The 25,605-nt window shown below is 51.8% G+C and carries 17 protein-coding genes; 2 read left to right on the top strand and 15 right to left on the bottom strand.

Annotated elements, in window-relative coordinates; all coding sequences use genetic code 11:
• Nucleotides 1–56: 56 nt before the first annotated feature.
• A complete protein-coding gene (locus GU926_RS11005; RefSeq protein ID WP_160691805.1) occupies nucleotides 57–1,226 on the bottom strand; it encodes a tetratricopeptide repeat protein in 1,170 nt (389 codons plus the stop codon).
• A 298-nt stretch (nucleotides 1,227–1,524) separates the two neighbouring features.
• On the opposite strand from GU926_RS11005, the gene GU926_RS11000 reads away from it, so the two are divergent.
• Together GU926_RS11000 and GU926_RS10995 are read left to right on the top strand one after the other, a co-directional pair.
• Entirely contained in the window at nucleotides 1,525–1,956 is a 432-nt protein-coding gene (locus GU926_RS11000) for a hypothetical protein (RefSeq protein ID WP_160691803.1), read from the top strand.
• A 369-nt stretch (nucleotides 1,957–2,325) separates the two neighbouring features.
• A complete protein-coding gene (locus tag GU926_RS10995; RefSeq protein WP_160691801.1) occupies nucleotides 2,326–3,795 on the top strand; it encodes a serine hydrolase domain-containing protein in 1,470 nt (489 codons plus the stop codon).
• 116 nt (nucleotides 3,796–3,911) lie between these two features.
• On the opposite strand, the gene GU926_RS10990 is transcribed toward GU926_RS10995, so the two are convergent.
• From GU926_RS10990 to GU926_RS10925, 14 genes are all read right to left on the bottom strand, one after another.
• Nucleotides 3,912–6,533, bottom strand: coding sequence for a PAS domain-containing sensor histidine kinase (locus GU926_RS10990; protein ID WP_160691799.1), 2,622 nt, complete (start codon nucleotides 6,531–6,533; stop codon nucleotides 3,912–3,914).
• A 408-nt stretch (nucleotides 6,534–6,941) separates the two neighbouring features.
• Nucleotides 6,942–10,178, bottom strand: a complete 3,237-nt coding sequence (locus GU926_RS10985) for a T9SS type A sorting domain-containing protein (protein ID WP_160691797.1) — start codon at nucleotides 10,176–10,178, stop codon at nucleotides 6,942–6,944.
• 183 nt (nucleotides 10,179–10,361) lie between these two features.
• Nucleotides 10,362–12,143 carry a hypothetical protein gene (locus GU926_RS10980; RefSeq protein WP_160691795.1) on the bottom strand — a complete coding sequence of 594 codons (1,782 nt, stop codon included), beginning with the start codon at nucleotides 12,141–12,143 and terminating at the stop codon, nucleotides 10,362–10,364.
• A 2-nt stretch (nucleotides 12,144–12,145) separates the two neighbouring features.
• The gene (locus tag GU926_RS10975; RefSeq protein WP_160691793.1) at nucleotides 12,146–14,365 is read right to left on the bottom strand and encodes a DUF4175 family protein; all 2,220 of its coding nucleotides are present in this window, start codon (nucleotides 14,363–14,365) and stop codon (nucleotides 12,146–12,148) included.
• Nucleotides 14,366–14,406: 41 nt separating this feature from the next.
• Nucleotides 14,407–15,249 carry a hypothetical protein gene (locus GU926_RS10970; RefSeq protein WP_160691791.1) on the bottom strand — a complete coding sequence of 281 codons (843 nt, stop codon included), beginning with the start codon at nucleotides 15,247–15,249 and terminating at the stop codon, nucleotides 14,407–14,409.
• Nucleotides 15,246–16,799 carry a BatA domain-containing protein gene (locus tag GU926_RS10965; protein ID WP_160691789.1) on the bottom strand — a complete coding sequence of 518 codons (1,554 nt, stop codon included), beginning with the start codon at nucleotides 16,797–16,799 and terminating at the stop codon, nucleotides 15,246–15,248. The genes GU926_RS10970 and GU926_RS10965 overlap by 4 nt, the downstream gene beginning before the upstream one ends.
• 145 nt (nucleotides 16,800–16,944) lie before the next feature.
• Nucleotides 16,945–17,400, bottom strand: a complete 456-nt coding sequence (locus GU926_RS10960) for an RNA methyltransferase (RefSeq protein ID WP_160691787.1) — start codon at nucleotides 17,398–17,400, stop codon at nucleotides 16,945–16,947.
• Between the two features lie 137 nt (nucleotides 17,401–17,537).
• Nucleotides 17,538–18,422: a DUF58 domain-containing protein gene (locus tag GU926_RS10955; protein ID WP_160691785.1), complete on the bottom strand. Its 885-nt coding sequence runs from the start codon at nucleotides 18,420–18,422 to the stop codon at nucleotides 17,538–17,540.
• Between the two features lie 366 nt (nucleotides 18,423–18,788).
• Complete coding sequence (locus GU926_RS10950) at nucleotides 18,789–19,784, bottom strand: AAA family ATPase (protein ID WP_198001490.1); 996 nt, start codon at nucleotides 19,782–19,784, stop codon at nucleotides 18,789–18,791.
• A gap of 298 nt (nucleotides 19,785–20,082) precedes the next feature.
• Nucleotides 20,083–20,703 (bottom strand): DUF4159 domain-containing protein, encoded by a 621-nt coding sequence (locus tag GU926_RS10945; protein WP_160691781.1) that lies wholly within the window; start codon nucleotides 20,701–20,703, stop codon nucleotides 20,083–20,085.
• Between the two features lie 221 nt (nucleotides 20,704–20,924).
• Complete coding sequence (locus GU926_RS10940; protein WP_160691779.1) at nucleotides 20,925–22,247, bottom strand: TldD/PmbA family protein; 1,323 nt, start codon at nucleotides 22,245–22,247, stop codon at nucleotides 20,925–20,927.
• 61 nt (nucleotides 22,248–22,308) lie between these two features.
• The gene (locus tag GU926_RS10935; RefSeq protein WP_160691777.1) at nucleotides 22,309–22,683 is read right to left on the bottom strand and encodes a four helix bundle protein; all 375 of its coding nucleotides are present in this window, start codon (nucleotides 22,681–22,683) and stop codon (nucleotides 22,309–22,311) included.
• A 50-nt stretch (nucleotides 22,684–22,733) separates the two neighbouring features.
• Nucleotides 22,734–24,377: a TldD/PmbA family protein gene (locus GU926_RS10930; RefSeq protein ID WP_160691775.1), complete on the bottom strand. Its 1,644-nt coding sequence runs from the start codon at nucleotides 24,375–24,377 to the stop codon at nucleotides 22,734–22,736.
• A 216-nt stretch (nucleotides 24,378–24,593) separates the two neighbouring features.
• Entirely contained in the window at nucleotides 24,594–25,526 is a 933-nt protein-coding gene (locus tag GU926_RS10925) for a 1-phosphofructokinase family hexose kinase (protein WP_160691773.1), read from the bottom strand.
• Nucleotides 25,527–25,605: the final 79 nt, after the last annotated feature.

Below are 25,605 nucleotides of genomic sequence, written 5' to 3'. Positions count from 1 at the left end.
TTTGCCACCCATGTGTGCTGGGCTTGTCCTGGTTGATGGAGTTTGGCAGGCGGCGGTTATTTCTTGCAGCCGCACTCCCAGCTGTAGTTTTTAGAAAACGCCAGCGTAATCTGGGCTACCGTGGTACCTTTCTGAAATTTAGAAGATTGCGGGCTTTGGCCTTTCATGGGACCAGAAAGCCAAGTAATGGCGCCCGTCTTGGCGTTGTAGGCGTACCGGCCGGTGCCGCCATCGTCTAGCCAACGGTAGGTGCCGTCCTTTTTCAGTTCAAAGTAACCCTTGTAGTCAAACCGGTAGGCGGGGCTGGCGTTGGGGCCGTTCCAGATGGATTGGTGGCAGGTGTATTTGCCGTACGTTAAGGTGCCGCCGTACACTAATTTGGCAGGCGGCGTCACTTTTACTTCTTTAGAGGCTTGCAGTTTTGCCCAGGAAGCCTTGGCGGCGGCCACGTCCTGGGCGTATTGGTTTTTGAGAGACGCATCTCCTTGCAGAGCCTTCTGGTAGAAAGGCTGCGCCGAGGCTCCTTTGCCTTGCGCCTCTAAAGAAACGGCTTTTAGGTAGTTGACATACGGGTTCTGCGCATCTCTGGCCAATGACAAACTGAAGCTAGTCTCGGCGCTGCCAAACTCACCGGCTTCAAAGTACTGGATGCCGCTGTGAGCCTCCTGGCCGGGGCTCAGCATCTGGGTTTCACGGCCGCCGGTAGCATAAGAGTGCTTGAGGGAGGCGATGTACGCCGCCAGACCTTGCGCCGGCTTTCGGGTGGCAGGCTCCTTGGAGTTGCTGGGTTCCTTGGTTTCTGATGAAGTAGTACTAGCTGAGCTGGCCCCGGGTACGTCTTTGGAATAGCGTTCTTTGAGCGTCGGCAACAGTGAAAACGCTTGCTGCAGGTATTCCTGGGCTTGTTTGGCTTTCTCTGGTTCGTTCTGCCTGATGAGCGCAATGGCCAGCTGGTAATTGGCAAAGGGATGGTCTTTTTGCCTCCTTACAATTGCCATGAAACTATAGGCTGCCGAGGAGTAGTTCTTCGCCTCAAAATACTCCTGGGCATACAGGAAATCTGAGCCGATGGACATGAAAGCCGTTTCTGATCCGCCCGTTGCTTTGGAGGACTTCAGCTTTTCTACATAAACATCTAACTCATCTAGCGGTCCCTGCGCATACACAGGAAATAGGCTGCACAACATGAAAAATGCGACCACTGCGGCTTGTAAGGTTTTTGCCATCTTAAGGAAGGTATATCTTGGGTAAGGCCTTGAGTATGAATACTAATATACTATAAGTTATATATAGTGCGCTAATTGTTCAATGCTTTTCCTCTTAAGGCGGCGTCTTTCCTGTAAACCAATCAGTCCTTTGGGCAATCCACAGCCTGCATCCCCTTTGGCCAGTCAGCTTTCGTGGGGTAAAGGGGGGTATGGATTCTGGCAGTTCCAGACAAGAGGCTCCCCTGATAGGTTTAATATCCAGAAAAACGAATATCTTTAACCCAAGACATTCATGCTCCAACCATAACCTAAAATCATGTACACCGGAATCAAACACCTTCACTCTGTGCTGGCCTATGTGTTGCTGGCCGTTTTAATCATTTCAATTCTTTACACGCTGTTCAGCTTTCTGAGCAACAAATCTTTCACAGAGGGCAACCGGAAAATGGCGCTAGTGGGCTTGATTTCAGCACACTTGCAGTTCTTGGTAGGCATAGTATTGTACTTTGTGTCTCCTATGGGGCTTTCCAATGCTTCTGGGGCCGCCATGAAAGACGCCGGGTCCAGACTCTACTTTTTAGAGCATCCGCTCATGATGCTGATTGCCATTATCCTCATCACGGTAGGGTATTCCAGAACCAAGCGCCTTACCGCAGACAGAGCGCGCTACCTAAGCATTTTGATTTTCTTTACCTTGGGTCTGGTATTCATCCTTTCCAGGATTCCTTGGCAGGTATGGCCTAAATAGGCTTTGCTTGAACCTACGCACAAAGGGCGGCCCAGAAATTGGCCGCCCTTTGTGTTTTCAGGCATAGAGCCACTGCTCACTAGTAAGCACGGGGCAAATAACAAGGCGCGTAGTAGTTTGCGTTTTCTCTCAGGGTACCTTTACCACACCAGCGTAGCAGTTTTAGATGACCAATGCAGGTCCGTTTTTGGCTTGTTTTCCAGAAAACAGGCCAAAAACGGACCTGTGGCTTTTTCTTCAAATACTCAATACTGATAATTAGTTGGTCATAGCAGGCAACCCAATGAGGTAGTTGTGCATCTCAAGTGTACAAGGCTGCCCGAGGCATAGGCTTCTAAGGATTCTTGTGCAACACTTTCTATCCCAACTATGAAAAAACCAACATTCACCCAGTCCCTGCTTGCCAAAGCCTTTCTGTTGGCAACCTTGTTGTTAAGCCACGCCGTGCATGCCCAAACCGACAGCGTAGACGTTTTCCTGAAGAAGATCATGCAAGAGCGCGCCATTCCTGGTCTGCAACTGGCCGTGGTTCGCGGTGGCCAGATTGTCAAGACGGGAGCCTACGGCGTGGCCAGTTTAGAATACCAAACCCCGGTAACACCCACTACGGCCTTTTCGCTCAACTCCATCACCAAGTCATTTACAGGCGTGGCGCTGCTGCAATTGGTAGAAGAAGGCAAACTAGACCTAGGCGCGCCTATTTCAACTTACCTCCCCGATGTACCAGAAGCATGGCAGAAGGTAACGGTACGGCAATTGGCCTCGCACACCGGCGGCCTGCCCAACGTGATTGATCCTAACACCGGCGATTGGACCTTTCAGACTATTGGAGATGCAGGCTGGGCCCAAACGCTGGCTCTGCCTATGGAGTTTGCCCCCGGCAAAAAATTCAGCTACAACCAAACCGGTTACGTCTTGCTAGGGCTTTTGCTGGATAAGCTGTCTGGGAAACCCTTCGCAGAGTTTATCAAGGAGCGACAGATTGCGGCAGTAGGTATGCAGCAGACGGGGTTTGGGGATTTTACAGACGTGATTCCTAATTTGGCTAAACCGTACGCCGTGCGCAACAGAAAGCACCTTAACGTGGCAGAAACGTTTCCGGTGGCCGGTAGAACCGCCGCTGGCCTATACAGCACCGCTCAGGAAGTTGCGCAGTGGACCATTGCCCTGCAACAAGGCAAGCTCCTCAAAGACAAGAACAGTCTTGCCCTGCTGGGCAGCCCGGTGGCTTTGAATTCTGGAGAGAGAGGTGGCTTTACCAAGTTGGTAAACGGCTACGGCATTGGCTGGCCAACCATGTCCCGGCCAGCACACCCGGCCCTGGGCGGCATTGGCGGCGGCAGATCGGCGTTCTTTATCTACCCCCAGGATGACCTGACCATTGTCATCCTGACCAACCGCATGGGCTGTGCCCCCGAAACGTTCATTGATGAGGTGGCTGGTTTCTACGTGCCTTCCATGAAGCCCTCTACTGGTTTTGGGTTACCGCCTGCCGTGCTGGTGTTGCACAAGGCCTTCACCAAGTCTGGTTTCCAGAATACGGAGAAAATTGTGCGGGCGCTGCAGAAGAAGGACAAGACCTACCGCGTAGCTGAAAATGACCTGAATGACTGGAGTTATCTGCTCTGGAAACAGGGTCAGTTGCCGCATGCGTTGGCGGTGTTTAAACTAAACGTAGCTCTGTATCCCCAAAGTGGCAACGCCTATGACAGTTACGCCGAGGCGCTCTTAGGAAACGGCCAGAAGGCTATGGCCATTGACAACTACAAGCGCGCAGTGGCTTTGAACCCTAAAAATACCGGGGCCATTAGACAGCTTCAGGCGTTAGAGAAGAAATAAAGGCTGGAATACAAGCAGAACCAACTGTTCAAACATGGTCTAGCTGATAAGATTCATAAAAAGTAAACTCCTCTTTTTTAGCCTGTTTTCCAGAAAACAAGCCAAAAAAGAGGAGTTTACTTTTGTTTTTCCACCAAGGGCTGTCCCAGACGCAGACAAATCAGGAACTCAGTGCCCACGCCTTCCTGGCTGGAAACCTGAATGTCGCCGCCCATGCTTTCTACCTGGGTTTTGACCATGAACAAGCCCAGGCCGCGGCCTTCTACCTCATGGTGGAAGCGCTGGTACAGCTTGAAGATCTTGTCGCCTACCCTCTCTTCGTCAAAGCCAGAGCCGTTGTCTGTGAAGAGAACCTTCACCCACTTATTCTTAACGGTGGCAATGATCTCCACCCGCAGTTCTCTCTCTGATGACCGGTACTTAATGGCATTGGTGAGCAGGTTGTGGAAGGTGCTGAACAGATAGGCCTTGTTACCCGATACCCGCAAATCTGGGTCAATGCTTACCTGAATAGTGCCGTGCACGCCGTCAATGGACTCGCGCAGACTTTCAATGGCCTCTGTGCACACCGCCTGCAGGTTGATGTTCTCCACGCCCAACGTGTCTTTGTTAAACCCGATGGTGAGAATGGTATTCAGGTCTTTCAGGACGGTGTCTATGGACAGGATGGACTTCTCAATGCCCTTGATGGCCCGCGTGTAGCCACTGTCTTCTTTGTCTAGCAGCGGTAACAGCTTGGCCAGGCCCAGCGCATTGGCCACCGGCGCCCGCAGGTTATGAGACACAATGTAGGTGAACTGCTGCAGGTCCAGATTCTGGCGGTTGAGCTCCTGGGTGAGTTTGGCTTTCTGCTCTTCGGCCTGCTTCAGTGACGTAATGTCTGTCTGGATGGCAATATACCTAATGACCTTGCCCTGCTCGTTTTTAACGGGCGTGATGTTCAAGCTCACCCAGAACTCTTCTCCGTTCTTTTTATAGTTCAGGATCTCTTCCGCAAACGGCTCGCCGGAGTTATAACCGTCAAAGATTCTTCTACGGGTCTCTGCGTCTGTCTTAGGACCATGAAAGAAGTCATCTGGGCGCTTGCCAATCACTTCTGGTAGCGTGTAGCCGTTGATGCTGGTAAAGCCTTCGTTCACCCATTCAATCTGGCAGTGCGCGTTCATGATGACTACGCCGTTGGTGATTTTGCTGGCCACCAGTGACAGCATGCTCAGCTCGTTCTGGTACCGTACCCGCTGAGTGATGTCCAGTAGATACACTGACAGGCCGCCTTCAAACGGGAAAAACTTCACGCTCAGCCATTTGCGCTTCCGCTTGAGGTAGGTCTCAAAAGACACAGACTTGCCAGTAGTGAGCATGCGCTTGTAATGTTTCCTGAACACGTCTTCCACCTCCTCCGGAAACACCTCCAGAATGCTTCGGCCCAGGGTGTCTTCTTTGTCTATGCCCAACAACTTAACCAGCTCACTGTTCAAATGGGTGATTCTGAGGTTTCGGTCCAGGGTGAAGAAGGCGTCTGTGATGCTTTCCAGCACGGTGTTGAGGCGCTGGGCCTGTCTCTGAATGGTCTCAAACGCCTGTTTGACCACGGTAATGTCCTTGGCAATGGTCTCCACCCCCAGGATGCTTCCTTTCAAAGACAGCGGGTACATGACAATCTCAAAGGTTTTCCTCTCTCCAGACTTGGTCAGGAGGGGGATTTCAAAGCGCGTGGTTTTGCCGTGCAGAGACTCGTTGAAGTATCTTAAGGAAGTGGCGGTGTTCTCAATGGGCAGAAAAAGCGTGACAGGCTGTCCTATCACCTCATGGGGCGTAAAGCTCAGCACTTTCTGGAAAGACTGGTTCACCTCCATGATGTGGCCTTGCGGGTTTTGCAGAAACACCACGTCTGGGTTCTTCTCAAAGAGGTTGCGGTATTTCTGCTCGCTCTCCTGTAACCGGTTGTTGCTTTCTACCTGCTCGGTGATGTCACGGGAGCTTACCACCAAGGCCTGTATGTTGGGATTGAGCAACTGGTTGCTGGCAGTAGTGTCCAGCCAGCGCCATTGGCCACTGGCACTCTTAAACCGGAAACCCTTGCTGTTGGTGTACGTGTCTGACTGAAGCAAGGCCAGAAAGGACGCTTTGGCCTCTGGTAAGTCTTCTGGATGGATGAGTTGAAAGACGCTGGTGCCCAAAAGTTCTTCGGCCTTGTAGCCCAGAATTCGTTCTGTGGGCCCGCCCACGTATGTGTAAGTGCCCTGCAGGTTCAACAGGGCCACCATGTCGGCGCCATATTGCACCAGCACTTCATGCAGATCCTTGGGCTGGTTGGGGGGAATGGCGCTCAGTTCCTGGTACTGGCATTCTTTGGCCGTGGCGTAGAACACTTCCTCTTCTTCCATCCACCGCGACGACCAGTCCAGCAAGACGGGTGCCCCGTTCTTATGGAGCAGATGCACTCTTTTTCTGACTGGGGCATTGGGGTGAAGCAGCAGGCGCAGCGTGTCTTCTGCCGGCACGGTGTCCATGGGTTTCACCAGTTCTGCCAGAGACTTGCCTGCCACCTCCTCAGGCGCGTAGCCTAACAAAGTAGAACAAGCATCGCTTATGAATTCAATGTGACCGGCGCGGTCCAGGGTACAATGGATGTTCCCCGAGGTCTGCACCATCTTTTCAAAGTCCACAGGCTTAAAGCCGTGCTTCTGCTCGCCGGATAGTTGGTCAACTCCAGGAGTGGGCGCTACCTTACTCATACTGATAAGGCTTTAAATGTAGTGTATGCTTGCTGCTGTAGGCAAAAGTGTCCAAAGCGAGCTCTGGAATACAGACACATGGAGGGGAGAGGCGTGCATCTGTATTTTGCTTGTCGTTTTTCCGCGGGGGCTGGAGGGGAAATCAATGCACTTAAAAGAGAGTGTACGCAACCAGAACGGCTAAGTCTATTGATGGTCAGCTGTTTCGGGAGATTTCTTCTGGTAATTTAACATCTTTCTATCAGAAAGAAAGGATCTGCGCACGTTTTTAACTTTTCCGCATAAAATTAGAAGGATTCTAGGATATGGATAGAAGGGCAGGAAAGAAGCTTTCTTCAGCTTTGAAGAGTAGTTATAAAGAAAGCAGGCTTCTCATCACTGGGAAGCCCGCTTTCTTTACAAGGTTTGTTACTGAATAACTATTTTCTTTTGCAAGGAGGCGTTGGCAGTGGTTAAACGCAGAATATACACCCCTTTTGACAAATGCTGCACCAACCATTGTCGTTTCAAAGTTCCCTTAAAGCTTTTCACCTGTTCTTCCTTCACAACTTTCCCACTCAGGCTTATCAACTGGAGTTGAACGTCTGTCTTGGTGATAATGGAGGTTTCAAGGGAAAGGACGTCTTTGGCAGGGTTTGGCGCAGCCTTAAAGGTGGCCTGAATCACTTCTTCCTCCAGTCCCAAACAGGTGCTTACCGTGATAGATTGACTTGCAGCATTGGTGCAACCATTGGCGTCTGTGTAGGCATACATGATGGTGTACGTGCCGGCACCCACAGTTCTGGCGCTAAACTGGTTGTTGCTCACGCCAGGGCCACTGTACGTACCTCCTGCCGGCGAGCCACCAGTCAAAGTGAAAGGACTCTTGTCCTGGCATATGGTGGCAAAAGCGTCCAGCATTACTACAGGCAGAGGGTTTACGGTCACTTGTACTGCCTCAGAAGTATTGCTGCAACCTTGGGCATTGGTCACGGTCACAGAATAACTGCCGGCTTCAGAAACAGTGATAGAGGAAGTAGTGGCCCCGTTGCTCCATACATAGGAAGTGCCTTGAGAGGCGGTAAGCGTCACATTGTTCCCTTGGCAAAGAGTAGTTGTCCCAGATGGCTGAATGGTGACCACTGGTTTTGGAAGCACGGTGATGGTTACCCGTGCGGTGTTGGTGCAGCCTTTGGCATCTGTGCCCGTGACGGTGTAAGTAGTGGTTTCAGTTGGAGTAGCAACAGAATTGGCACTGGTGGCATCACTTAGCCCGGTGGCGGGCGCCCATTCATACCGAACCCCGCCTGTGGCACTTAACGTAGTAGAGGCTCCCTGACAAATAGTACCCAGTGTGGCATTGGCACTAATGACGGGTAGCGGGTTAACCGTCACCTTTATCTGGTCTGTCTTTAAGCAGATGGCGTTTGGTCCGGTTACGGTAACTGTGTACGTGGTGGTGGCAGTGGGCGTAACTACTGGGTTGGCAATAGTTGGGTCACTTAGGCCCGTAGTTGGGCTCCAGGAATAGGTAAGGCCACCAAATGCCTGGAGTTGAGCGCTTCCTCCGGCACAAACGGCAATGTCTGGACCAGCGTACGCCGCCGGGTTAACCGTCACTCGCACCACGTCTGTAGACGTACAGCCGTTGGCGGTTACCGTGACTGTGTAGTCCACCACAATGGGTTCATTGCTCTCGCTTATGTAGGTAAGGGTTGGGTTGGCCACTTTTGTGCTAGACAAGCCAATAGCCGGTGACCAGGAATAGGTATACCCCGTGGTGGCGGCAGTACCTAAAACAATGGCTTGACGCGAACATACCACTTTGTCTACCCCGGCATTGGCCACAGGGATGGGATTTACCTTCACCGTAACTGTCTTGCTGATGGAACATCCGGCGGCCGAGGTGCCGGTCACGGTGTACGTGGTTGTAACCGTTGGATTGGCGATGGGACTGGCACTGGTAGGGTCATCCAGTCCGGTGGCCGGGCTCCAGGCATATGAAGTAGCGCCAGAAGCCTGCAGTTGTACAGACGAACCCACGCAAACAGAAGGCGCTGCGGGTAACACGGTGAGCACCGGGTTAGGGGCCACATTCACAAAGACGGTATCGTTGCGGCTACAGCCTTCGGCATTGGTCACAGTGACTATATACCGCGTAGTGGCAGTTGGGAAAGCAACAGGATTGGCAATGTTAGGGTCGCTGAGGTTGGTAGTAGGGTTCCATCTGTAGGTGCTTCCGCCAGAGGCGTTTAGCTGCGTGCTGTTACCTGCGCAAATAGCCACATCTGGCCCCGCACTGGCTGGCACCGCCGGATTCACGGTAAGAGTTACCTCATCAGTAGACGTACAGCCGTTGGTGGTAACGGTTAATTTATAGGTTCTGGTGATGGGAGCATTGGTAGTGTTGACCAAGGCAAAGACAGGATTCTTAACCGTAGCGCTAGACAAATCTGTGGCAGGTTCCCATAGGTACGTACCTGATGAGGTGGCAGAAGTGCCTAAAGCCAACGCCTGACCAGAACAAAGGCTCCGGTCAAAGCCGGCGTTGGCAATGGGTAATGCTTTTACCGTGACCGTCACGGTTTTAGTGTTCACGCAGCCTGCCGCCGAGGTGCCGGTCACGGTATACGTGGTAGTTTGGGCAGGACTAGCGATGGGCGTGGCACTGGTAGGGTCATCCAATCCGGTGGCCGGGCTCCAGGAGTAAGAAGCCGCTCCTGTGGCCTGTAACTGAACTGACGTTCCGGCGCAAATAGATGGGGCCGCCGGCGCAATCACGAGGGTTGGAAGTGGATTCACCGTTACTACTACTTGGTCTGAGCGCACGCAGCCGTTGGCGTTGGTTACTTGTACCGTGTACGTAGTGGTGACTGTAGGCGAGGCAATGGGCGTGGCACTGGTGCTATTGTCCAGGGTGGTGACAGGCGTCCAGCTGTAGCTTACGCCGCCCGAAGCAGTTAACTGCACGCCTTGGCCTGGGCAGATTACTTTGTCTGGTCCGGCATTGGCAGAGGCAGGTTTTACTTCTACCGTGGCTGAATTAGAGGTGCTGCATCCGTTAACGGTAATGGTAAGGGTATATACACCGCTGGCCGCTACTTCTGCATTGGGAATAGAAATCACTGAGCCCGTCGCCTGAAACCCGTTAGGGCCTGACCAGGAGTAGGTGGCACCGGTCACTTTACTGGAGGACAAAGTAAGCGTGCCTCCGGCGCAGACGCCAGAATTACTGGTAATGGCAGGAGTAGCGGGCGGAGTCCCGATGGTCAGGTTGGTACCATTATCCAGCACCTTCATGCCCGTGGTGGGGTTAGAAGCCACCACTCTAATGCGGTAAGCCGTGCCGGCCGTTAAATTAGTGGGTAGCGTTACTTGAATCTGACCAGAGGTTCTGCCCTGCGCGCTTCCTAAAATCCTTGGTGCACTAAAACTGCCGGTTGTACCTGATAATTGCACGGTAAAGGTGTTGCCCACCGGAAACGTGACATTGGTATAATAAGGAACCGTGACGCTGCTGCCCACGCAGAAAGGTGAACCCGTGATAGGAAGCGTCTGTAGGCTGTCCGTATCTGCCCGGAATCCCTTCGTAAAGGCTTGCGCCTCATTGTTGAAAATCAAAAGGCTCAGGAAAAGCCCAAAAATAGCGAGTAAAGCGTGTTTCATATAGCGTTGGAAGAAAAGAGACCGTATACGTGAGGCTCCTATTAGTCTTAATAGTGAAATTAAGTAATAGGTAAATCCAATTTACCAATATTTCGACCAATCGTCTGTTTGCCTAGCTGAACAACTCAAAAAGAAGGGTTGCCTGTACTCTAAATGTGGTGGAAAGTACAGGTACAATGTCTGTTACAACTTCTCTTCTACCCAAAGGAAACCCAAGGCTGTAAGCAAAACGAGTGCAAAGGGCCAAAGCGGCAGAGGCTCTTGTCTGGTGATGTCAGTATTTCTGGCAGGATTTAAAAGTACTTGCGCTTTCTTCAGAAGCGCCTGTTGCCGCTGGTGCAGTTGATAGGTCTTCCAGGCGGCTGAAGGGTAGAAGTAAAAAGGAAGGTTGTTGTCTGGAAGAGCCAAGGAATGCCAGCCAGGCGTTTGAGGCCACAGCTGAAAGGTTTTCCTATTGGTAAAGAGAGCAGAGGCAGAACTGACCAGAGACACGGGTTTACCGGTGGCAGTATGAGTAATGCGGTCTATAGAGGTGTTGCCAGCAGAAAGAGTAACCGAAACGGGTTCTTGTACGCTAGCTAGGTTAGGGAGAACCAGTACGGCCGGTACTTCTAATGGAGCTGCCAGAGAAGAGAGCATGGAGGCCCAATACGATTGGTAAAGCCGTTCCTTGCCCTCCAACGCCAAAGGAAACGTCTCTGGCATTACGCTCACGCCCACCTGCCCCAAGCCTTTTCTGGAACGGACCGCTAGTGCTTGTTGCTTCCCTGGCCGCCAGACCAACGTCTGTTGCCCACCTAGTGGTTTTATGGCAAAGGAGGTAATAGGCAAGGTGGCGGTAGAAGCTGTCTCACCATCCCAGATTACCAAAGCGTTTTTGGCCGTTTTTTCCGGAATTGGGGTAAAAACGGCTTCGGAGAAGAAAGGAATTTGCTTGGGGTCAGACCCCGGAAAAGAAGTCAAAAGACCTACTCCCCGTTGCCGAACCGCCTGCTGAAGCAGTTGTTTCTCTACCCCCGTTAATCCTTGCAGCATGGCCGCATCTAACAGCACCACATCTACTTTCTGCAACAGCGGGGCGGTGATTCTAGTCAGGGAAAGGGCGGGCAGATTGACCAGTTCGGTCTGGAAGATGCCTTTGCTCACTTGCGTCCTGAGGGCCACGCCGTGCCCTCGCTGTGCCAGGGCGTTCTTTAGAAACTTCACCTCAAAAGAGGGAGATGAAGCCAGAATCAACACCGCCAGCTTTCTGGGTTCTTGTACTGTTACCGGAATAGCCTCTTGGTAGACAGAATCGTCTGCGCCCTTCCATTGCAAATGATACACAAAGCGGCCGCTGGCCTTGGGTCTGAACCTGAATTCAAAGGGCTGTTCCGCTCCTTTCTTGAATTCTATAGAATCACGATTGGCTCCGGCGGCTTGTAAATACAGTTTAGTTGGTTGGTCTGCCGACGTGAATTTACCCTGTACCTTTACTTCTTCGCCTAGCGTGATTTTATGTGGCCAAAAAGCGGAGAGTACTCCGGTTGGCAAGCGTGACAGATGCGGGATTACCTGCACATTGCCTAGCTCAGTTAGTGTTTCTTCCTCTAAGCCATGGCCTAAAAAATGTACCGTTTGAACGGCTGGGTTGCGTGCTTTGAATTGGGTAAAGTCTGTAATCTGAGTGGCGCGGTCAGCCTTCACATCATAACTGAATACCTTCGGTTTGGGGGATAAAGTTTTTAGAACCGAAGTGAGCGTGTCTGAACTGTAGCCTTCAGTTAACAGGATGGCCTCTGTGGCGCTGTAGGTGCGGGTGATGGACGGAGGAGACACCAGCAAAGCCAGGCACCCTACTGCCACCCACGAAGCGACTATACGCCCAGCCAGCCTTCTTCGGTCTGCGCGGCGTACGGCCTCCCAGGTGAGCCAGGCACCCAGCAAAACGGCTAAAGCCAGAAGAAGCGGTAAGGAGATGGTCACGGTTAGTTGAGGCGGTTAAAGTAGTCTTGGGCTAGTTTTTTCTCGGGCGCGGGCGTGATGCGTTTTTGGGCTGATTTCTCAGAAACAGGCAAAAAACGATGCAAGGCGCTCTCCACACGCACCAGGCAATCTTGACAGGGCTTTCGGTTGACTCTTAGGTCTTGCACTACTTTGCGCACATCTTGGAGAGCACGCAAATACTGTCTTGGCTCACGCACGGCGGCTTTGCCCAGTTCCTGCCCGGCTTGTTCCAGCAGGCTCGCATCTTCTGGTTTGGGGTTGCCGCCGGCTTTCAGGCTCTCCACGCGTTGCAGGGCTTGCCGTACCACGGGGTAAGAGGCTGATGGCTTCTCTTCGCGGCGTTGTTGGACTGTCTGTACTTTACTTAAATCGCCGGTGAGGCGTTTCTCTGGTTCTTTAAGGGGCGGCGGTTCAAACCCAGATTTCTTCACGTACACCCTAGATTTCTGCTGAACGTCTTTGAGCATGCGCAGGGCCTTGTACTCAAAGGGAAGTGCCTCTTTTGGCCGATTGGTGCGCAGTCTTAATTCGGCTTCCCACATCTGGGCTAGGGCGCCTTTGAGTTGGGCTTTGATGGCGGGCTCAAAGAAGGTGGCGGCTTCTTCCTGGTCGTGCTTGTGCAGGTACGGGTCCAGCAGTTCGCCCATTTTGGCTTCGTGTTCAGAGGCGCCTTTGGGCGGAGAATGGTCGTGGCCGTCGTCTGCGGTGTGGCCTTCGGCTAAGCCCTCAGGTAGGGCCGCTTTGCCAATGGTAGATTCAAACTCCTCGCCTAGGAACTTGCCGTAGCGCAGGCGCAACAGTTTCTGGTCAACGCCGATGTTGTTGGACCTGTCTGCGAAGACCGCTTGCGTGAGGCCTTTCTGTTCCTGAATCAGTTTCTCGGTGTCAATGATAATCTGGCGCTGGCTCCTGAAATACTCGGGGTTGGGGTTCACGCCCAATGACAGGTCGTCCATGGTCTCCACTACGGTAGTGTCTTCAATTTCTACCAGAAAAGATTCGGTGCGGGTGTAACCGCGGTGGTTGTCATAGGCCTGCAGGTAGAAGTACAGCTCATCGCCGTAGGTCATGCCCAACTTCTTCAAGTCCAAGGTCTGGTTTAGTTGCAATTGACGGGGCTGTCCCGCGAAGGAGAGGTTCAAAGGGATGCGCTGTTCCCTGAACTTGACGGCCTCGCCCTCGCCTTGCGCTACGGTGGCCACCATCTCGGCTGAACGCAAGCCGTAATCATCCTGCAAGGTGGCCTGCACCGTCACGCGTTGAGCCTCCCCGAAAAGAATCTCCAGGTACTGCGCCGGTTTCTTCACGGTCAGGCTGGGAGCCTCATCTGGTATCACTTCTATGGAATAAAAATCAGAAGCCTGACCGTTCAATTGCAGATGGTAGAGCGTGGACTGGATGAGCGTCACTGACGTCGTATAGGTGTTCTTCTGATTGGCCACTGGGCGCATTAAGATTGGCTTCTGGTTGCTCAATATCAGTTTAGGCGATTGAATGGCTTGGTTGGTCTGCACCGTCCACGTGACCTGCGCACCCACCTCGGCCTTGAACGAAGGCGTGGTGACGGCATACGGCGCCTTGCGGGTATACCCCGGCGGCGAAATACGGATGTTCATCTGTTCAATGGCTGGAAGAATCGCCTTCGGCTGAGCCACGGCTTCTTGTACGTTGGTGGAGGTGCCGGTACGCGTAGTGCCCGCTTGTGCGGGCTGTTGCAAAAGCCGGGACACAAACCATAAGCCAGTCGCCAAAGCTAAGCCAATAACTAGCGGCAAGAAGCCGTTTTTATAACTCACCTGTGACGCTTCCCTAACCGGAATCTGCGCCAAAGTACCTGCCACCCGCTGGCGTTGCAGTTGCGGAAGCAGGGTCAGCTCTTCTTCGGGTTGCAGGAGCAGTTGGGTGCTTTCCTCTAGTTGCGGGTATTTTCGGTTGAGGTGGTGCGCTACGGTGGCTAGGCTGGTCTTCCGGTACACGTCCCACCAGCGCCAGACCTGTAATGTACCCACAAGCAGTAGTAACAAGAGCGCGGCCATGACGCCTCCTTCCCTGCCCCAACCTTTGTACGCCCACATGCCCAACGGCAAGGCCATGCCCAGCGCCTGCAAAGCCATCACCGCCGCTTTCCTCCGGAAGTAGTGCGTGCGCACTCGCTCCAAAGTAGCGGTAACATGGGTGGTATGGGTGGTGGTTGAGGTCAAGGTTAATGTTTGAATTCCTGTGGTCGTATTAAGAGAAACTATTAATCTACATCACATTCTTCAGTGATTTTGATGAACAACTTATTGAATTCTTCTTCCATAGGCATATTCTGATATGCGTCAATGTACTTTCTTTGATGGTTAGCACAATTCCACCATCCATAAGTCATGAGTTCAATTTTTGCATAGCGTAGCCATTCAGAGCAATGTCTTTGTTTATTGAATTTGGCTTTCAGAAGTTCTGGTGCGCCATTATTTTTCATCTTTTCCTCAACTAAGCTTTCCCAAGCATTGATTAGCTCTACACTGTCTTCAGATGCTAAAGCATTTACATATACTTGGCACTTTTGTGAATATGAATTATTAACAAGTATTACTGGAGTTCTATATGCTTCAATGGTTAATTTCTTCAAAGCATATAATTCATCTAGATTTTTTGTCTTTAAATCCCTAAGTGTATTCCAAAACTGGCCTGGAACTAACTTTAGATTTTTTAATCTGTTTGTAGCCTTATTATAGTCAGAATCTAGTTTTTGGCTTTTCTTGTTAATATTCTCAATAGTTAATTCATCAGGATTATCTAGGGTAGCATCCTCTAATTCAATTACACTATTAAACTTATACCATAAGTAATAGGTGTCCTTTAATTGTTGCTCAGTGTAATCCTCCGGATTGTAGATGCCTTTGTTTGTGCAGCTTTCTGTTGACCAAGAAAATGTAAGTGATGTGTTGTTTCTATTAGGAGCAGTTGTCACCTGTGCGCTGTCAGCCATCATAGAAGATTGAGGAACTACTGCAACCTGCTCTACCTTGGCTTCACTGTTACAAGAAGCCAAAGTTGTACTAATAAGAAACATGACTAAATAAAGGTCTTTTCCATTCATGGTTGAGATTGTTTATAGGTTTTCCTCCCCGCCAGCCACCGTTCCAGCGCTAGCAACAAAGCCAATGCGCCCACCAACCAAAGCTTCAAATCCAAGACCTCTTCCGTTTTTGGCCTGATTTCCTGAAAAGAGCCCGAAAACGGTTTCGGGCGTTCTACTTCTGGGGGCAGGACGCGGGTGTCATACAGGGTTTTCCAGGCGGTATTCTCCGGGAAGAGCAGACGGAGGAGCGCTTCGGGGAAGTGGCCGCTGTCTACCAGTGCGTTCCACGTGGGATGGAAGCGGCTGTAGAACTGGTATAGAGTCTGATTGAGTTTTTGCTTTTGGGTAAGCAAAGGGTCGCCGTAACCGTCCTGCCACAGTACCAGAGCCTGAGGGTTCTTGTCAGAAGTTGTGCGCTGGTGCAAAGGTACTTGTTGCGGGATACCAGGAATCTGGAGCCAGCTTTCTCGTTTCTGCACGCGTGCGGAGCTGGGTGCGTCTTGCATCGTTTTTTGCCTCTTTTCTGGAAAACGGGCCAAAAACGGAGATAAGGGTTCATCCGTCAGCCAGAAAACCCAATCAGGGGCGGTGGTAGGCAAGGGCTGAGGGCTGGAGGAAACGGTGAGGGAATAGGCCTGCTCGCGGTGGTCCAAGGCCGTTTGCAGAGCGGCCTTCAAATAGCGAACATCGGCTTGCCGGGCTTTGTCTACCCGTACCAAGACCTGCAAAGGTAATTTTTGAAGCGGAAGGATGTTTCGGGTGCCGCCTTGTAAAGCCAAGGAATCAGCTTGAGGGTGAGCGGTGAATTTGACAGCGGGCAGTTGGGGCAGGGAAATGGTCTGTCCGGATGTGGGCTTGGTTACCGTGTGTTCGGTAAAGGTTACGGCTTGGTCATCACTCTTGCCCACTTGGATGCGCAATTGGTTTTTCTGGGTGTAATAGGCTTCCTGTAGCCAGACTTCCGTTTGCGGTTCACTCACCGGCACCCATATAAACCCAGCGCGCAAGGCAGGCTGTGCACCGCGGTGATGCCGGACCAGGTTGGTGGTGAAAATCCAGGCCTTCGCGTGGGCTGGTAGGCTTCTGGTCAGTACCCGAAGGCTCGCCCAGGCATTGGTGGTGTCTTTGGTAGTGCTATCAGACTGAAAACTGGCAATGGACGTCTCTTGGTCTAAGGATAGCTTCGGGAACCCCGATGCCATTGTGTGCACTTGCCAGCCTTTACCGACCAGGGAATCTACCGTGGAGCTAATCTGGGAAAGGTACTGCTTTTGGAAAAGGGCTGGGTGCAGGTATACGTGGTTTTCGGGCTGGGCCGTGACGGGCCGCGTCCATTGCGGTTGGGCCAAAAGCAAGGCCAGCAACAGTACCATCAGGCACCTGAGCAACAGCAACCACACCTGCGACAAATGGATACTGCTCAGCTTCTGGCTCTGTGAAGGTTGTAGCCACCTGATACTGCCCACCTGTACCGTCCTGGGCGGTTTCTTGTTCCATAAATGGATAGCAATGGGCACCACCACACCGGCCGCCAACCATAACCAAACCGGATGCAGAAACTGAAGCAAGACTACTTAGAAAGAAGCGAGGTGTACCACATAAGACGCAAGACCGAGGGTGTCGGCCTCAGGAACCAAGATACTGGCAGGGCGCGGCATTTCCTATACCATAGCCCGTTAATGTGCATCGATGCAAGGCATTAACGGCATAGAATTAGGTGGACGGCGCCAGCGTACTTTTGAGATGACGGTCGTACAGGATGATGGACCCCGCCGAGGCCACGTTCAAAGACGTTTCGCCGGGCAGTTGCACCAAGTGGTGGCATTTGGCAAGGGCGGCCTTAGTGAGGCCGTGGTCTTCGGCGCCTAGCAGGTACACGCACCGTTCTGGGTGTACAAACTGCTCCACCGGCACCGACTTCGCGTCCATCTCAATCCCCACTAATTGGCAACTGTAGGGCAAGTGCTGGTAGAAATCCTCCAGGTCCTGGTAATGGTACAGCGGAATCTCCTTCCAACTCTTATTGGTGTCCGTAGACTGCTTTTTATACCGCTTGCCAATGGTAAAGATAAAGCTGGCCCCCAGCAAACTCGCCGACCGCCACAGCGTGCCCATGTTGGTCTCGTGCTTCGGCTCAAATATGCCTATCCCAAAGTAGCCGGTTTCCATTTTTGGTTGAATGATTGAGAGATTGAATGAATGAGAGAATGGGCGAAGATAGAAAGCGGTGTTCGTTTTTGGTCTGTTTCTGGTAAAGAGGCCGAAATCGAAAATTCGCTCGTTCCCATTATAAGACCAGTACTGCTTTATTGCTTGGCCCGGTTCAGCAGGAAGGCCCGCAAAGCTTTGTCCAACGGCTCATGCAGGTGGAAGCGCTCATAGTGGATTTGGCATTTCCGGGTGTCTGTCTCTAGCGTTTGCAACCAAGTGTTGAGGTTCTCTAAGTAGTCTCTTCGTTGCGCTTCTGAATTAACCTGCAGGGTTTGCCCCGTCTCCAAATCCTGAAATGCCACCTGGCCCTGATAGCTGAATTCCAACTCATTCTTGCCCATGAGATGAAACAAGAGCGTGTCCTTTTCGCGGGCGCCAATCTTACGCAAGGTCTCCGATATCTCAGAGGTCTGCTCGTACATATCGGTGACCAGCACGGTAATCTCTTTTTGCCGCTTTTTCGCGAAAACAGGCGATAATCGGTCTAGACTAGGGAAATTGCCAGCAGGTTGTAGTTGATCTAATTGATGGAAAAGCCGTTGCAGGTGCTGGGTAGATTGTCCCGGTGCCAAGGGTAGGACCTGATTCTCCTGTAGCACAAACAGCCCCACAGCATCGCCTTGTTGCGCCGCCAGATACGCCAAAGCTGCCACCAGGTACCGTGCATAATCCAGCTTGGTCAAGGTACCATCTTGGTGTGCCATAGACCCACTGGCGTCCACCACAAACCTTACGGCCACACTGCTGTCCACCTCAGACTCTCTTATGTAATACCGGTCTGCCCGCGCAAACAACTTCCAGTCCAACTGCCGCAAATCATCCCCGGGCTGGTAGCTCCTGTACTGACTAAACTCAATGCCCGCTCCCCGCCTTATGCTCTGGCTCTGCCCCAACAAAAAACCATCCACCACGGCCTTCGCAATCAAGCGCAGGTCTTTGATGGCGGTGAATGTTTGTGGGTTGAGCAGGCGGTGCGGCATATGGTAACGCTTGTTCTTATTGATTAAGGAGCTTTTGAGAAGAGGAGGTTATTCGTCTCCTTTGATGGTGTTTGAGATGGTTTTTTTTGGATTCAAATTTTACAAATAGCGATATTAAAAGCTGAACAAATATGTATTCTGTTTCTTCAACTCAGATTCTCCCCTTGAGGGGAGCGTAGAGGGGTGTCTACATAGGAGAGTACGTATTTCCGAACCTATCTCAAAGGTTTAGCTTCCTTTAGGTGAATCAGAAGGAAACCTCTAATGTGTTAATCAGAAGGTGTGAACACCCCTCTGCGCTCCCCTCAAGGGGAGAATCTGCGCTTGGTAGCCGCATCTACAAAGGGTGAACTTTGTTTTGAAAATCTACCGCAATACCTCCCTTGGTAACTCCACGCCTTTTACTAACTCTTCCACGACCTTGTCTGTGGTGATATTATCCGCCTCTGCAGAGAAGTTCACTAAGATTCTATGCCGCAAAACTGGATAGGCCATGGTGTGTAAATCTGGCAACGTCACCGCAAACCTACGTTGCAAGAGGGCGCGGGCTTTGGCGGTAAGGATAAGTGCTTGACCGGCTCTAGGACCGGCGCCCCAGCGCACAAACTCCTGCACAAAGGAAACCTGCGTTTCTTCTGGGCGCGTGGCCCGAACCAAGCGGGCGACGTAGGCCACCAGTTCATCTGAAATAGTGACGTCGCGCACCAGGCTTTGCAGGGCTAGAATCTCAGGCCCCGTTAGGATGGGCTTTACTTGGGCACGTGCTCCGCCGGTAGTGCTTTTCAGAACAGAGATTTCCTCTAGTTCTGTGGGGTATTTGATTTTAATGTACAGCAGAAAACGGTCCAGTTGCGCCTCGGGCAGAGGATAAGTACCGCTTTGTTCTATAGGGTTCTGGGTGGCCAGCAAGAAGAAGGGCCGCGGCAAGGGATAGGTTTTACCGGCGTAGGTCACCTCAAATTCCTGCATGGCCTCCAGAAGCGCGGCCTGCGTTTTAGGCGGAGTCCGGTTAATCTCATCTGCAAGGACAATGCTGGCAAAAATGGGACCTTCATTGAACTGGAAAAAGCGCTTGCCGGTGGTGTGGTCTTCTTCCAGAACTTCGGTGCCCAAAATGTCTGTAGGCATAAGGTCTGGCGTGAACTGAATGCGCCGGAAAGGCAAATCTACGGCGCTGGCTAGTGTGCGTACTAACAAGGTTTTGGCCAATCCAGGTACGCCTTCTAAAAGGCCGTGCCCGCCGGCTAGAAGCGTGATAAGCACCTCATCTAGCACCTCTTGCTGGCCTACAATGATTTTACCTATTTCCTGCCGAAGGACAGGCAATTTATCTAAAAACTGAGTTACTTCTTGTTGCGTCACTATTGGCAGAACCTTAAGTAGTTTGTGTCTGGTAAGTAAGCGATTGTTGCTGAAAGTAGCTTTGCGTTTTTTGGGAAAGAGGCTAAAAACGCTAGGCTCTTCGGTTCGCTTAAGTTTCTGTCGCGAGTCTTCAGACTCGTGGCTACGGATGGGGTGAGTCTCCAGACTCACGATGAGGGGAATAATTTCAATAGGTAGTCTGAAGACTACTCGCATCCCATGTCACGAGTCTTTAGACTCGCGCCAGTTAAAAAACCATTTCTAATTTCTAATTCAGAATTTCTAATTGGGCAAAGCCCTAACTGGTCAAGGCATACATGAGAATGTTTACCCCAAACTTGGTGTTATCCTCGGCCAGCCAGCGCTTGTTCCTGAAGTCATAGTCCCACTCACAGCCGTAGTCTTTGTTGCTGTAAAGTACGCCGATTCTTCCGTTCACTTCATAGGCTTTCAGATAATCATGCACCAGGTCATCGCCCCAGCCGTTGAGCTCAAAAGATGTGGTGGGCGGACCTTCCTCGAACTTGAAAAAAGACTTGTACAGTGCGTGGTTGTTGGGGAGTTTCTTCAAAGCCTTCGGGCCGAAGCAGACGCGCATCTGCTCCTCAAACGACCGCGCAAACAGCCCGTCAATGTCATGGTTGCAATCATCTACAAACACGAAGCCTCCGTTCTGCACATACTTCACAAAGTTGGCTTTCTCCTTGGCGTTGAACTGCACCAACTTGTGCCCGCTCAGATAACAGAACGGGTACCGGAACAACTCGGCGCTTTCCAGAGAAATGACCTTCTCCTGCTCTACTACGGGCACGGTGGTGTATTCCACCAAGGAGTGTAGCAGGTTAGAAGGCATGCGCTGGTCGGTGTCCCAGTTGCCGGAGCGGTATTGTAAGCGTACGAAGGTAAACGGAGTAGGCATTTTGGTGAAGTTCCTACAGTATTAAATTGTCATCTTGAAAGGACCTTGTGGGCAAGCTGTAGTTGCTTAAGCGCCTTTCTAGTTCGCCACCAAGATCCTTCCAAGATGACAAGAAGGAAAGAGTAAAATGGTCACATTTCGTTTTTAGCCTATTTTCTGGGAAATAGCCCGAAAACAAAAAAAGCCCCTCTCCACAGGGAGAGGGGTTTGGGGTGAGGCTTTTACACCGCGTCTGACAAGCTGGTGAAGGTAAAGTCTCTGATTTTCATAGGAGGCACTAGGTTGCCCCCAATGCGTTGCGGTTTGCCCAAGGCCTCTAAGTTGTTGAGCATAATCACCGGGCTTTCGTTGAACCGGAAGTTCTTGACCGGGTGCTTGATCTTGCCGTTCTCAATGTAGAAAGTTCCGTCACGGGTAAGGCCGGTGTAGAGTAGTGTCTGTGGGTCAACGGCCCGTATGTACCAAAGACGCGTTACCAAGATGCCCTTCTGGGTGCCTTTGATAAGGTCTTCCAGGCTTTGGGTACCGCCCTGCATGATGAAACCGCCTGGCATTGGTAGGCCTTTCACACCTTTCTTCTGCGCCCAGAAGCGCGAGTATGGCATCTGCTTAATAACGCCTTTGTCAATCCAGGTCACCTTCTCATGCGGGCGGCCATCGCCGGCCCAGGTAGAGGTAGGGATTTCTGGGTTGGTTGGGTCTGAGGTGATGGTCACGCGGGCGTCAAACATCTTCTCTCCTAACTTGGTAGCACCGCCGGTTTTGCTCAGGAACGAACGGCCTTCCTCGGCAGAGCGGGCGTCCATGCTCCCAAACATGTTCTGCAACAAATCTACGGCGGCGGTAGGCTCCAGAATAACCGTGTACTTGCCGGGCTCAATGGCTTTGGCGTTCATAGAGCCAAGGGCTTTCTGTGCGGCAATCTCAGAGGCGGCGGCAGTATCCAGTTTGCTTACGTCACTCACATCACGGGTTACATAACCAGAGCCAGTACCAGTACCATCCTCGGTGCGCATAGTCACCGAGAAATCTACGTCTGAGCTTTGGTTGTAGGCGAACAGGCCTTTGGAGTTCATCTTGGCATTGAAGCCACTGCGGTCTTCCCAGAAACCAGCCGATGTCAATTTCTTGCTATCTGCCAGGGCCATGCTCTTGCGGGCGGCTTCGGCGCGGTACTCTGGGTTGATGTCGGCGGTAGATTTGAACCACGCGTTACTAGGCAGGTAGGTCTGCGGTCCCAGCATAGGCACGTACTCCGGGCTTTCCGGGGCAATGCGGGCCACCTCCTCAGCGCGGCGCACTACTTTCTCCAGCGAGGCGTCATCAAACTCATTGATGGTGGCCACGCCAGAGCGTTTGCCAAATCTTGCCTCTACGGCCAGGGACATGTTTTCTTCCTCGCCGCTGGTGCTCACCGTACTGCGGGCATAACGGATGTTTCCGCCTTTATAACCGCTGAGGTTTACCTCGCACTCATCGGCTTTTGAATAGCTAAGTGCTTTTTTGAGAAGCGCCTCGGCTTGGTCTTTTGATAATATTGCCATGTTTAAATAACGTCTATCAGTTGTAGGTAACTGTTTTACTTTTCTAGTCGCGAGTCTAGAGTCACGAGTCGCGAGTTGGTTTTTCTTCTTTGCTTTTCGAAGTGATGATAATGGACTTCAGAATCTTTATCAACTCTTCGCATTCACTGTGAATGCTAGAGAAAGAACTTGCTGAAATCATATCTGAGTCTTTCAAAAGCCTGAGCCAGTAACTGGTTTCATTCGCTTCTTTGAGAGCAATGGCCAGCTTATGTCTAAAGTCAGCCTTTGTTTGAGTACCCAATGCTTCTTCTACATTGGCTCCAATAGAAGTCCCGCTTCTAAGCACCTGCTTTGCCAAAACAAACTCACGCTGATCTGTCTGCAGATGTTTATAAAGCTTAATTACCAGCAGAGCGAAACTATAAGACTTCTTAGCAACAATGCTATCGCTCATTTCTCACTTTTAAAGACTCGCAACTCTAGACTCACGACTCGCGACTAATGTTAAATCTTACGACCAGTGTTGATGACATTGACACCGTTGAAACGGGTGTGGGCAGAGCCGTGTGATACGGCGCTTACCTGGCTGGGCTGGCCTTTGCCATCAAAGAACGACCCGAACATGCGGTAGTCGCTTTGGTCACAGATGGCGGCGCAAGAGTTCCAGAATTCCTGGGTGTTAGACTGGTACGCCACGTCTTCTAAGGGCCCCACAATCTTGCCGTCTTTGATCTCATAGAACAGCTGACCACCAAATTGGAAGTTGTAACGCTGTTGGTCAATAGAGTAAGAGCCGCGACCGGCAATGTAGATACCGCGTTTCACGTCCTTAATCATCTCGTCTACGCTCAGCTTTTCTTTGCCAGGCGCTAGAGACACGTTAGGCATGCGCTGGAACTGCACCGAGCTCCAGTTGTCAGCGTACGAACAGCCATGGGATTCCTTCTCGCCTATGATGTGGGCTTGGTCACGGGTGGCCTGGTAGTTCACCAGCGTGCCGTCTTTGATGAGGTCCCAACGCTTGGTTTTCACGCCTTCATCGTCAAAGCCTACGGCGCCCAGAGAGCCTTCCTGTACTTTGTCTGCGAAGATGTTCACCAGCTTGCTGCCATATGGGAAGTTCTTGGTTTTCCACTTGTCTAAGGTCGCGAAGGAGGTACCGGCGTAGTTGGCTTCGTAGCCTAGCACGCGGTCTAGTTCTAATGGGTGACCTACACTTTCGTGGATGGTCAAGCCCAGGTGATTCGGGTCTAAGACTATATCATATTTACCAGCTAAAACAGACTTGGCCGTCAGTTTCTCGCGGGCTTGTTTGGCGGCCAGACCGGCGTCTGCCACAATATCATAGTATTTATCATAGCCGATGAGGCTGGTGCCTTCGGGGCCTTTCATGGTAGGCGCTTTTACCGTCAGGTACTCATAACCCATACCCATAGGCGCGCTCAAGGCGTCACGGGTTTTGAACTTGCCTGAGGCTTTGTCTACGGCGGTTACTGTAAAGTTCGGCCAGATTCTATGAATGTCCTGGTCAATGTAAGAACCGTCTGTAGAGGCAAAATACTTCTGCTCATTGATCTGGAACAAGGCAGAATTCACGAAGTTAGCACCAGCGGCCAAAGCTGCGGCGTTGGCGGCCAGGAGCAGATCTGCCTTTTCAGAAACGGGTACTTCAAAAGCGTTTTTCTTGATGGGCGTTCTCCAGCTTACCTCGCCGTAGCCTTCCTGTGGAGCCAGCTTGACTGGTTCTTTCTGTAGTTTGGAGTTGGCCTTGGCGATGGCCACGGCCTGCTCGGCGGCCTTGGCAATGCCTTTATCGCTTACATCTGAGGTGGCGGCAAAACCCCAGGTACCGTTGGCAATCACGCGAACGCCCACCCCGTAGCTTTCTGTGGTGCTAATGCCCTGCACCTGCTTCTCGCGGGTGAACAGGTTCTGCGCCAGGTAACGACCAATGCGTACGTCTGTGTAAGTGGCGCCCTTAGCTTTGGCCGCGTTCAAGGCCACATCTGCAAGGCGTTTCTTCAAGGCTGGATCTATGATGTCCAGCGCCCTGGCCGGGTCAATCTCATGACCGAACGTTGGGATGCCAGCGAGCATAAGCCCTCCGACGCCCATGGCGGTCAGTCCTATAAAATCACGTCTTTTCAAGTGTTTGTTTGTTAGGTATGCGAGTAGGTTAACAGGGCGGCTATTTTTGCCCCATTAAGTTTACCTCTTGTTTGGCAGGAAAACAAGAAAGCATACCTAGAATTACAATAGCCGGTACTTGCAAAAGACAGGGTAGGACGTTTTTGGGCAGTTTTCTGGAAAAGAAGCCAAAAACGGAAAAGATTGATAACTGAAGCAATTGAGAACGCAGGGCGCTCAGCTTCTTGCCTTTAGCCAGGCGTAAATCTCTTCTACATCTGGTAGGCGGCAGAGTTCTGAACCAGGCGTCATGGACGTGGCAGTACCGGTGGCTACGCCGTATTTTATAACGTCTGACCAAGGCCACCCCTGCGATAGTTTAAGAACCATGCCGCCTACCATGCTATCACCGGCGCCTACGGCACTTTCTGTCTGGACGGTGGGCGGGGTGATGTACTCAAAGCCGTCTTTGGTGGCCAGCATGGCGCCGCGCGGACCCAGGGAAACCACCAATACTTCGCTCTTGCCTTCCTCCATCACCTTATGCGCTAATTCTTCCTGCTCTCTGGCGTTGATTTTTTCCTTGCCAGCCAAGGCAGCCAGTTCACTTAGGTTAGGCTTGAGCAGGTATATGCCTTTTCCGGCAGATTGTAAGAGCGCCTCGCCTGAAGTGTCCACCACTAGTTTAAATCCTTTTTTGACGGCAATCTGGGCAATCTGCGCATAGAAATCATCGGGTACTCCCGGCGAAAGGCTGCCGCTGGCCACCACAAACTCGGGTGTTTCCTCTAATTCTTCCAAAGCCTGCAGAAGCTGCTTCCATTCTGCCTCTGAAACTGGTGGGCCGGGCATCCCAAACCTGAACTGCTGGCCGCTGGCGGTTTCATAGACCATCAGGTTCTCGCGGGTCCAGTGTTCGCATTTGAATTGTCTAAAAGACACCCCTTCCTCTTTGAGCAGTTGTCCCAGCAACTCGCCAGAACCGCCGCCGCTCAGGTACCAGGCACACGACTCGCCGCCCAGTTTCTTGATGGCTCTGGACACGTTGATGCCGCCCCCGCCGGGCTCATAGGTAGGCTGTTCGCAGCGCAGTTTTTTCTCTGGGGCTACTTTGTCCAGGCGGGTGCTCTTGTCTAGGGCGGGATTAACCGTGATGGTGATGATTTTCATGGCAGGTGTTGGGTAGGAAGTTGGTTTCTTCGCTTGATGCTAGTTCTTACGTGCATGTCACCGTTTTTGACCTGTTTTC

The organism is Nibribacter ruber, from assembly GCF_009913235.1.
Lineage (GTDB): Bacteria > Bacteroidota > Bacteroidia > Cytophagales > Hymenobacteraceae > Nibribacter > Nibribacter ruber.
This window is presented reverse-complemented; position numbering and strand designations above follow the sequence as displayed.

What these genes read in the sequence shown, in the direction of transcription:
- GU926_RS10995 (WP_160691801.1), top strand. Translation starts at nt 2,326, where the DNA reads ATGAAAAAACCAACATTCACCCAGTCCCTGCTTGCCAAAGCCTTTCTG.
- GU926_RS10955 (WP_160691785.1), bottom strand. Translation starts at nt 18,422, where the DNA reads ATGCCGCACCGCCTGCTCAACCCACAAACATTCACCGCCATCAAAGAC.
- GU926_RS11000 (WP_160691803.1), top strand. Translation starts at nt 1,525, where the DNA reads ATGTACACCGGAATCAAACACCTTCACTCTGTGCTGGCCTATGTGTTG.
- GU926_RS10945 (WP_160691781.1), bottom strand. Translation starts at nt 20,703, where the DNA reads ATGCCTACTCCGTTTACCTTCGTACGCTTACAATACCGCTCCGGCAAC.
- GU926_RS10925 (WP_160691773.1), bottom strand. Translation starts at nt 25,526, where the DNA reads ATGAAAATCATCACCATCACGGTTAATCCCGCCCTAGACAAGAGCACC.
- GU926_RS10985 (WP_160691797.1), bottom strand. Translation starts at nt 10,178, where the DNA reads ATGAAACACGCTTTACTCGCTATTTTTGGGCTTTTCCTGAGCCTTTTG.
- GU926_RS10970 (WP_160691791.1), bottom strand. Translation starts at nt 15,249, where the DNA reads ATGAATGGAAAAGACCTTTATTTAGTCATGTTTCTTATTAGTACAACT.
- GU926_RS10990 (WP_160691799.1), bottom strand. Translation starts at nt 6,533, where the DNA reads ATGAGTAAGGTAGCGCCCACTCCTGGAGTTGACCAACTATCCGGCGAG.
- GU926_RS10960 (WP_160691787.1), bottom strand. Translation starts at nt 17,400, where the DNA reads ATGGAAACCGGCTACTTTGGGATAGGCATATTTGAGCCGAAGCACGAG.
- GU926_RS10935 (WP_160691777.1), bottom strand. Translation starts at nt 22,683, where the DNA reads ATGAGCGATAGCATTGTTGCTAAGAAGTCTTATAGTTTCGCTCTGCTG.
- GU926_RS11005 (WP_160691805.1), bottom strand. Translation starts at nt 1,226, where the DNA reads ATGGCAAAAACCTTACAAGCCGCAGTGGTCGCATTTTTCATGTTGTGC.
- GU926_RS10940 (WP_160691779.1), bottom strand. Translation starts at nt 22,247, where the DNA reads ATGGCAATATTATCAAAAGACCAAGCCGAGGCGCTTCTCAAAAAAGCA.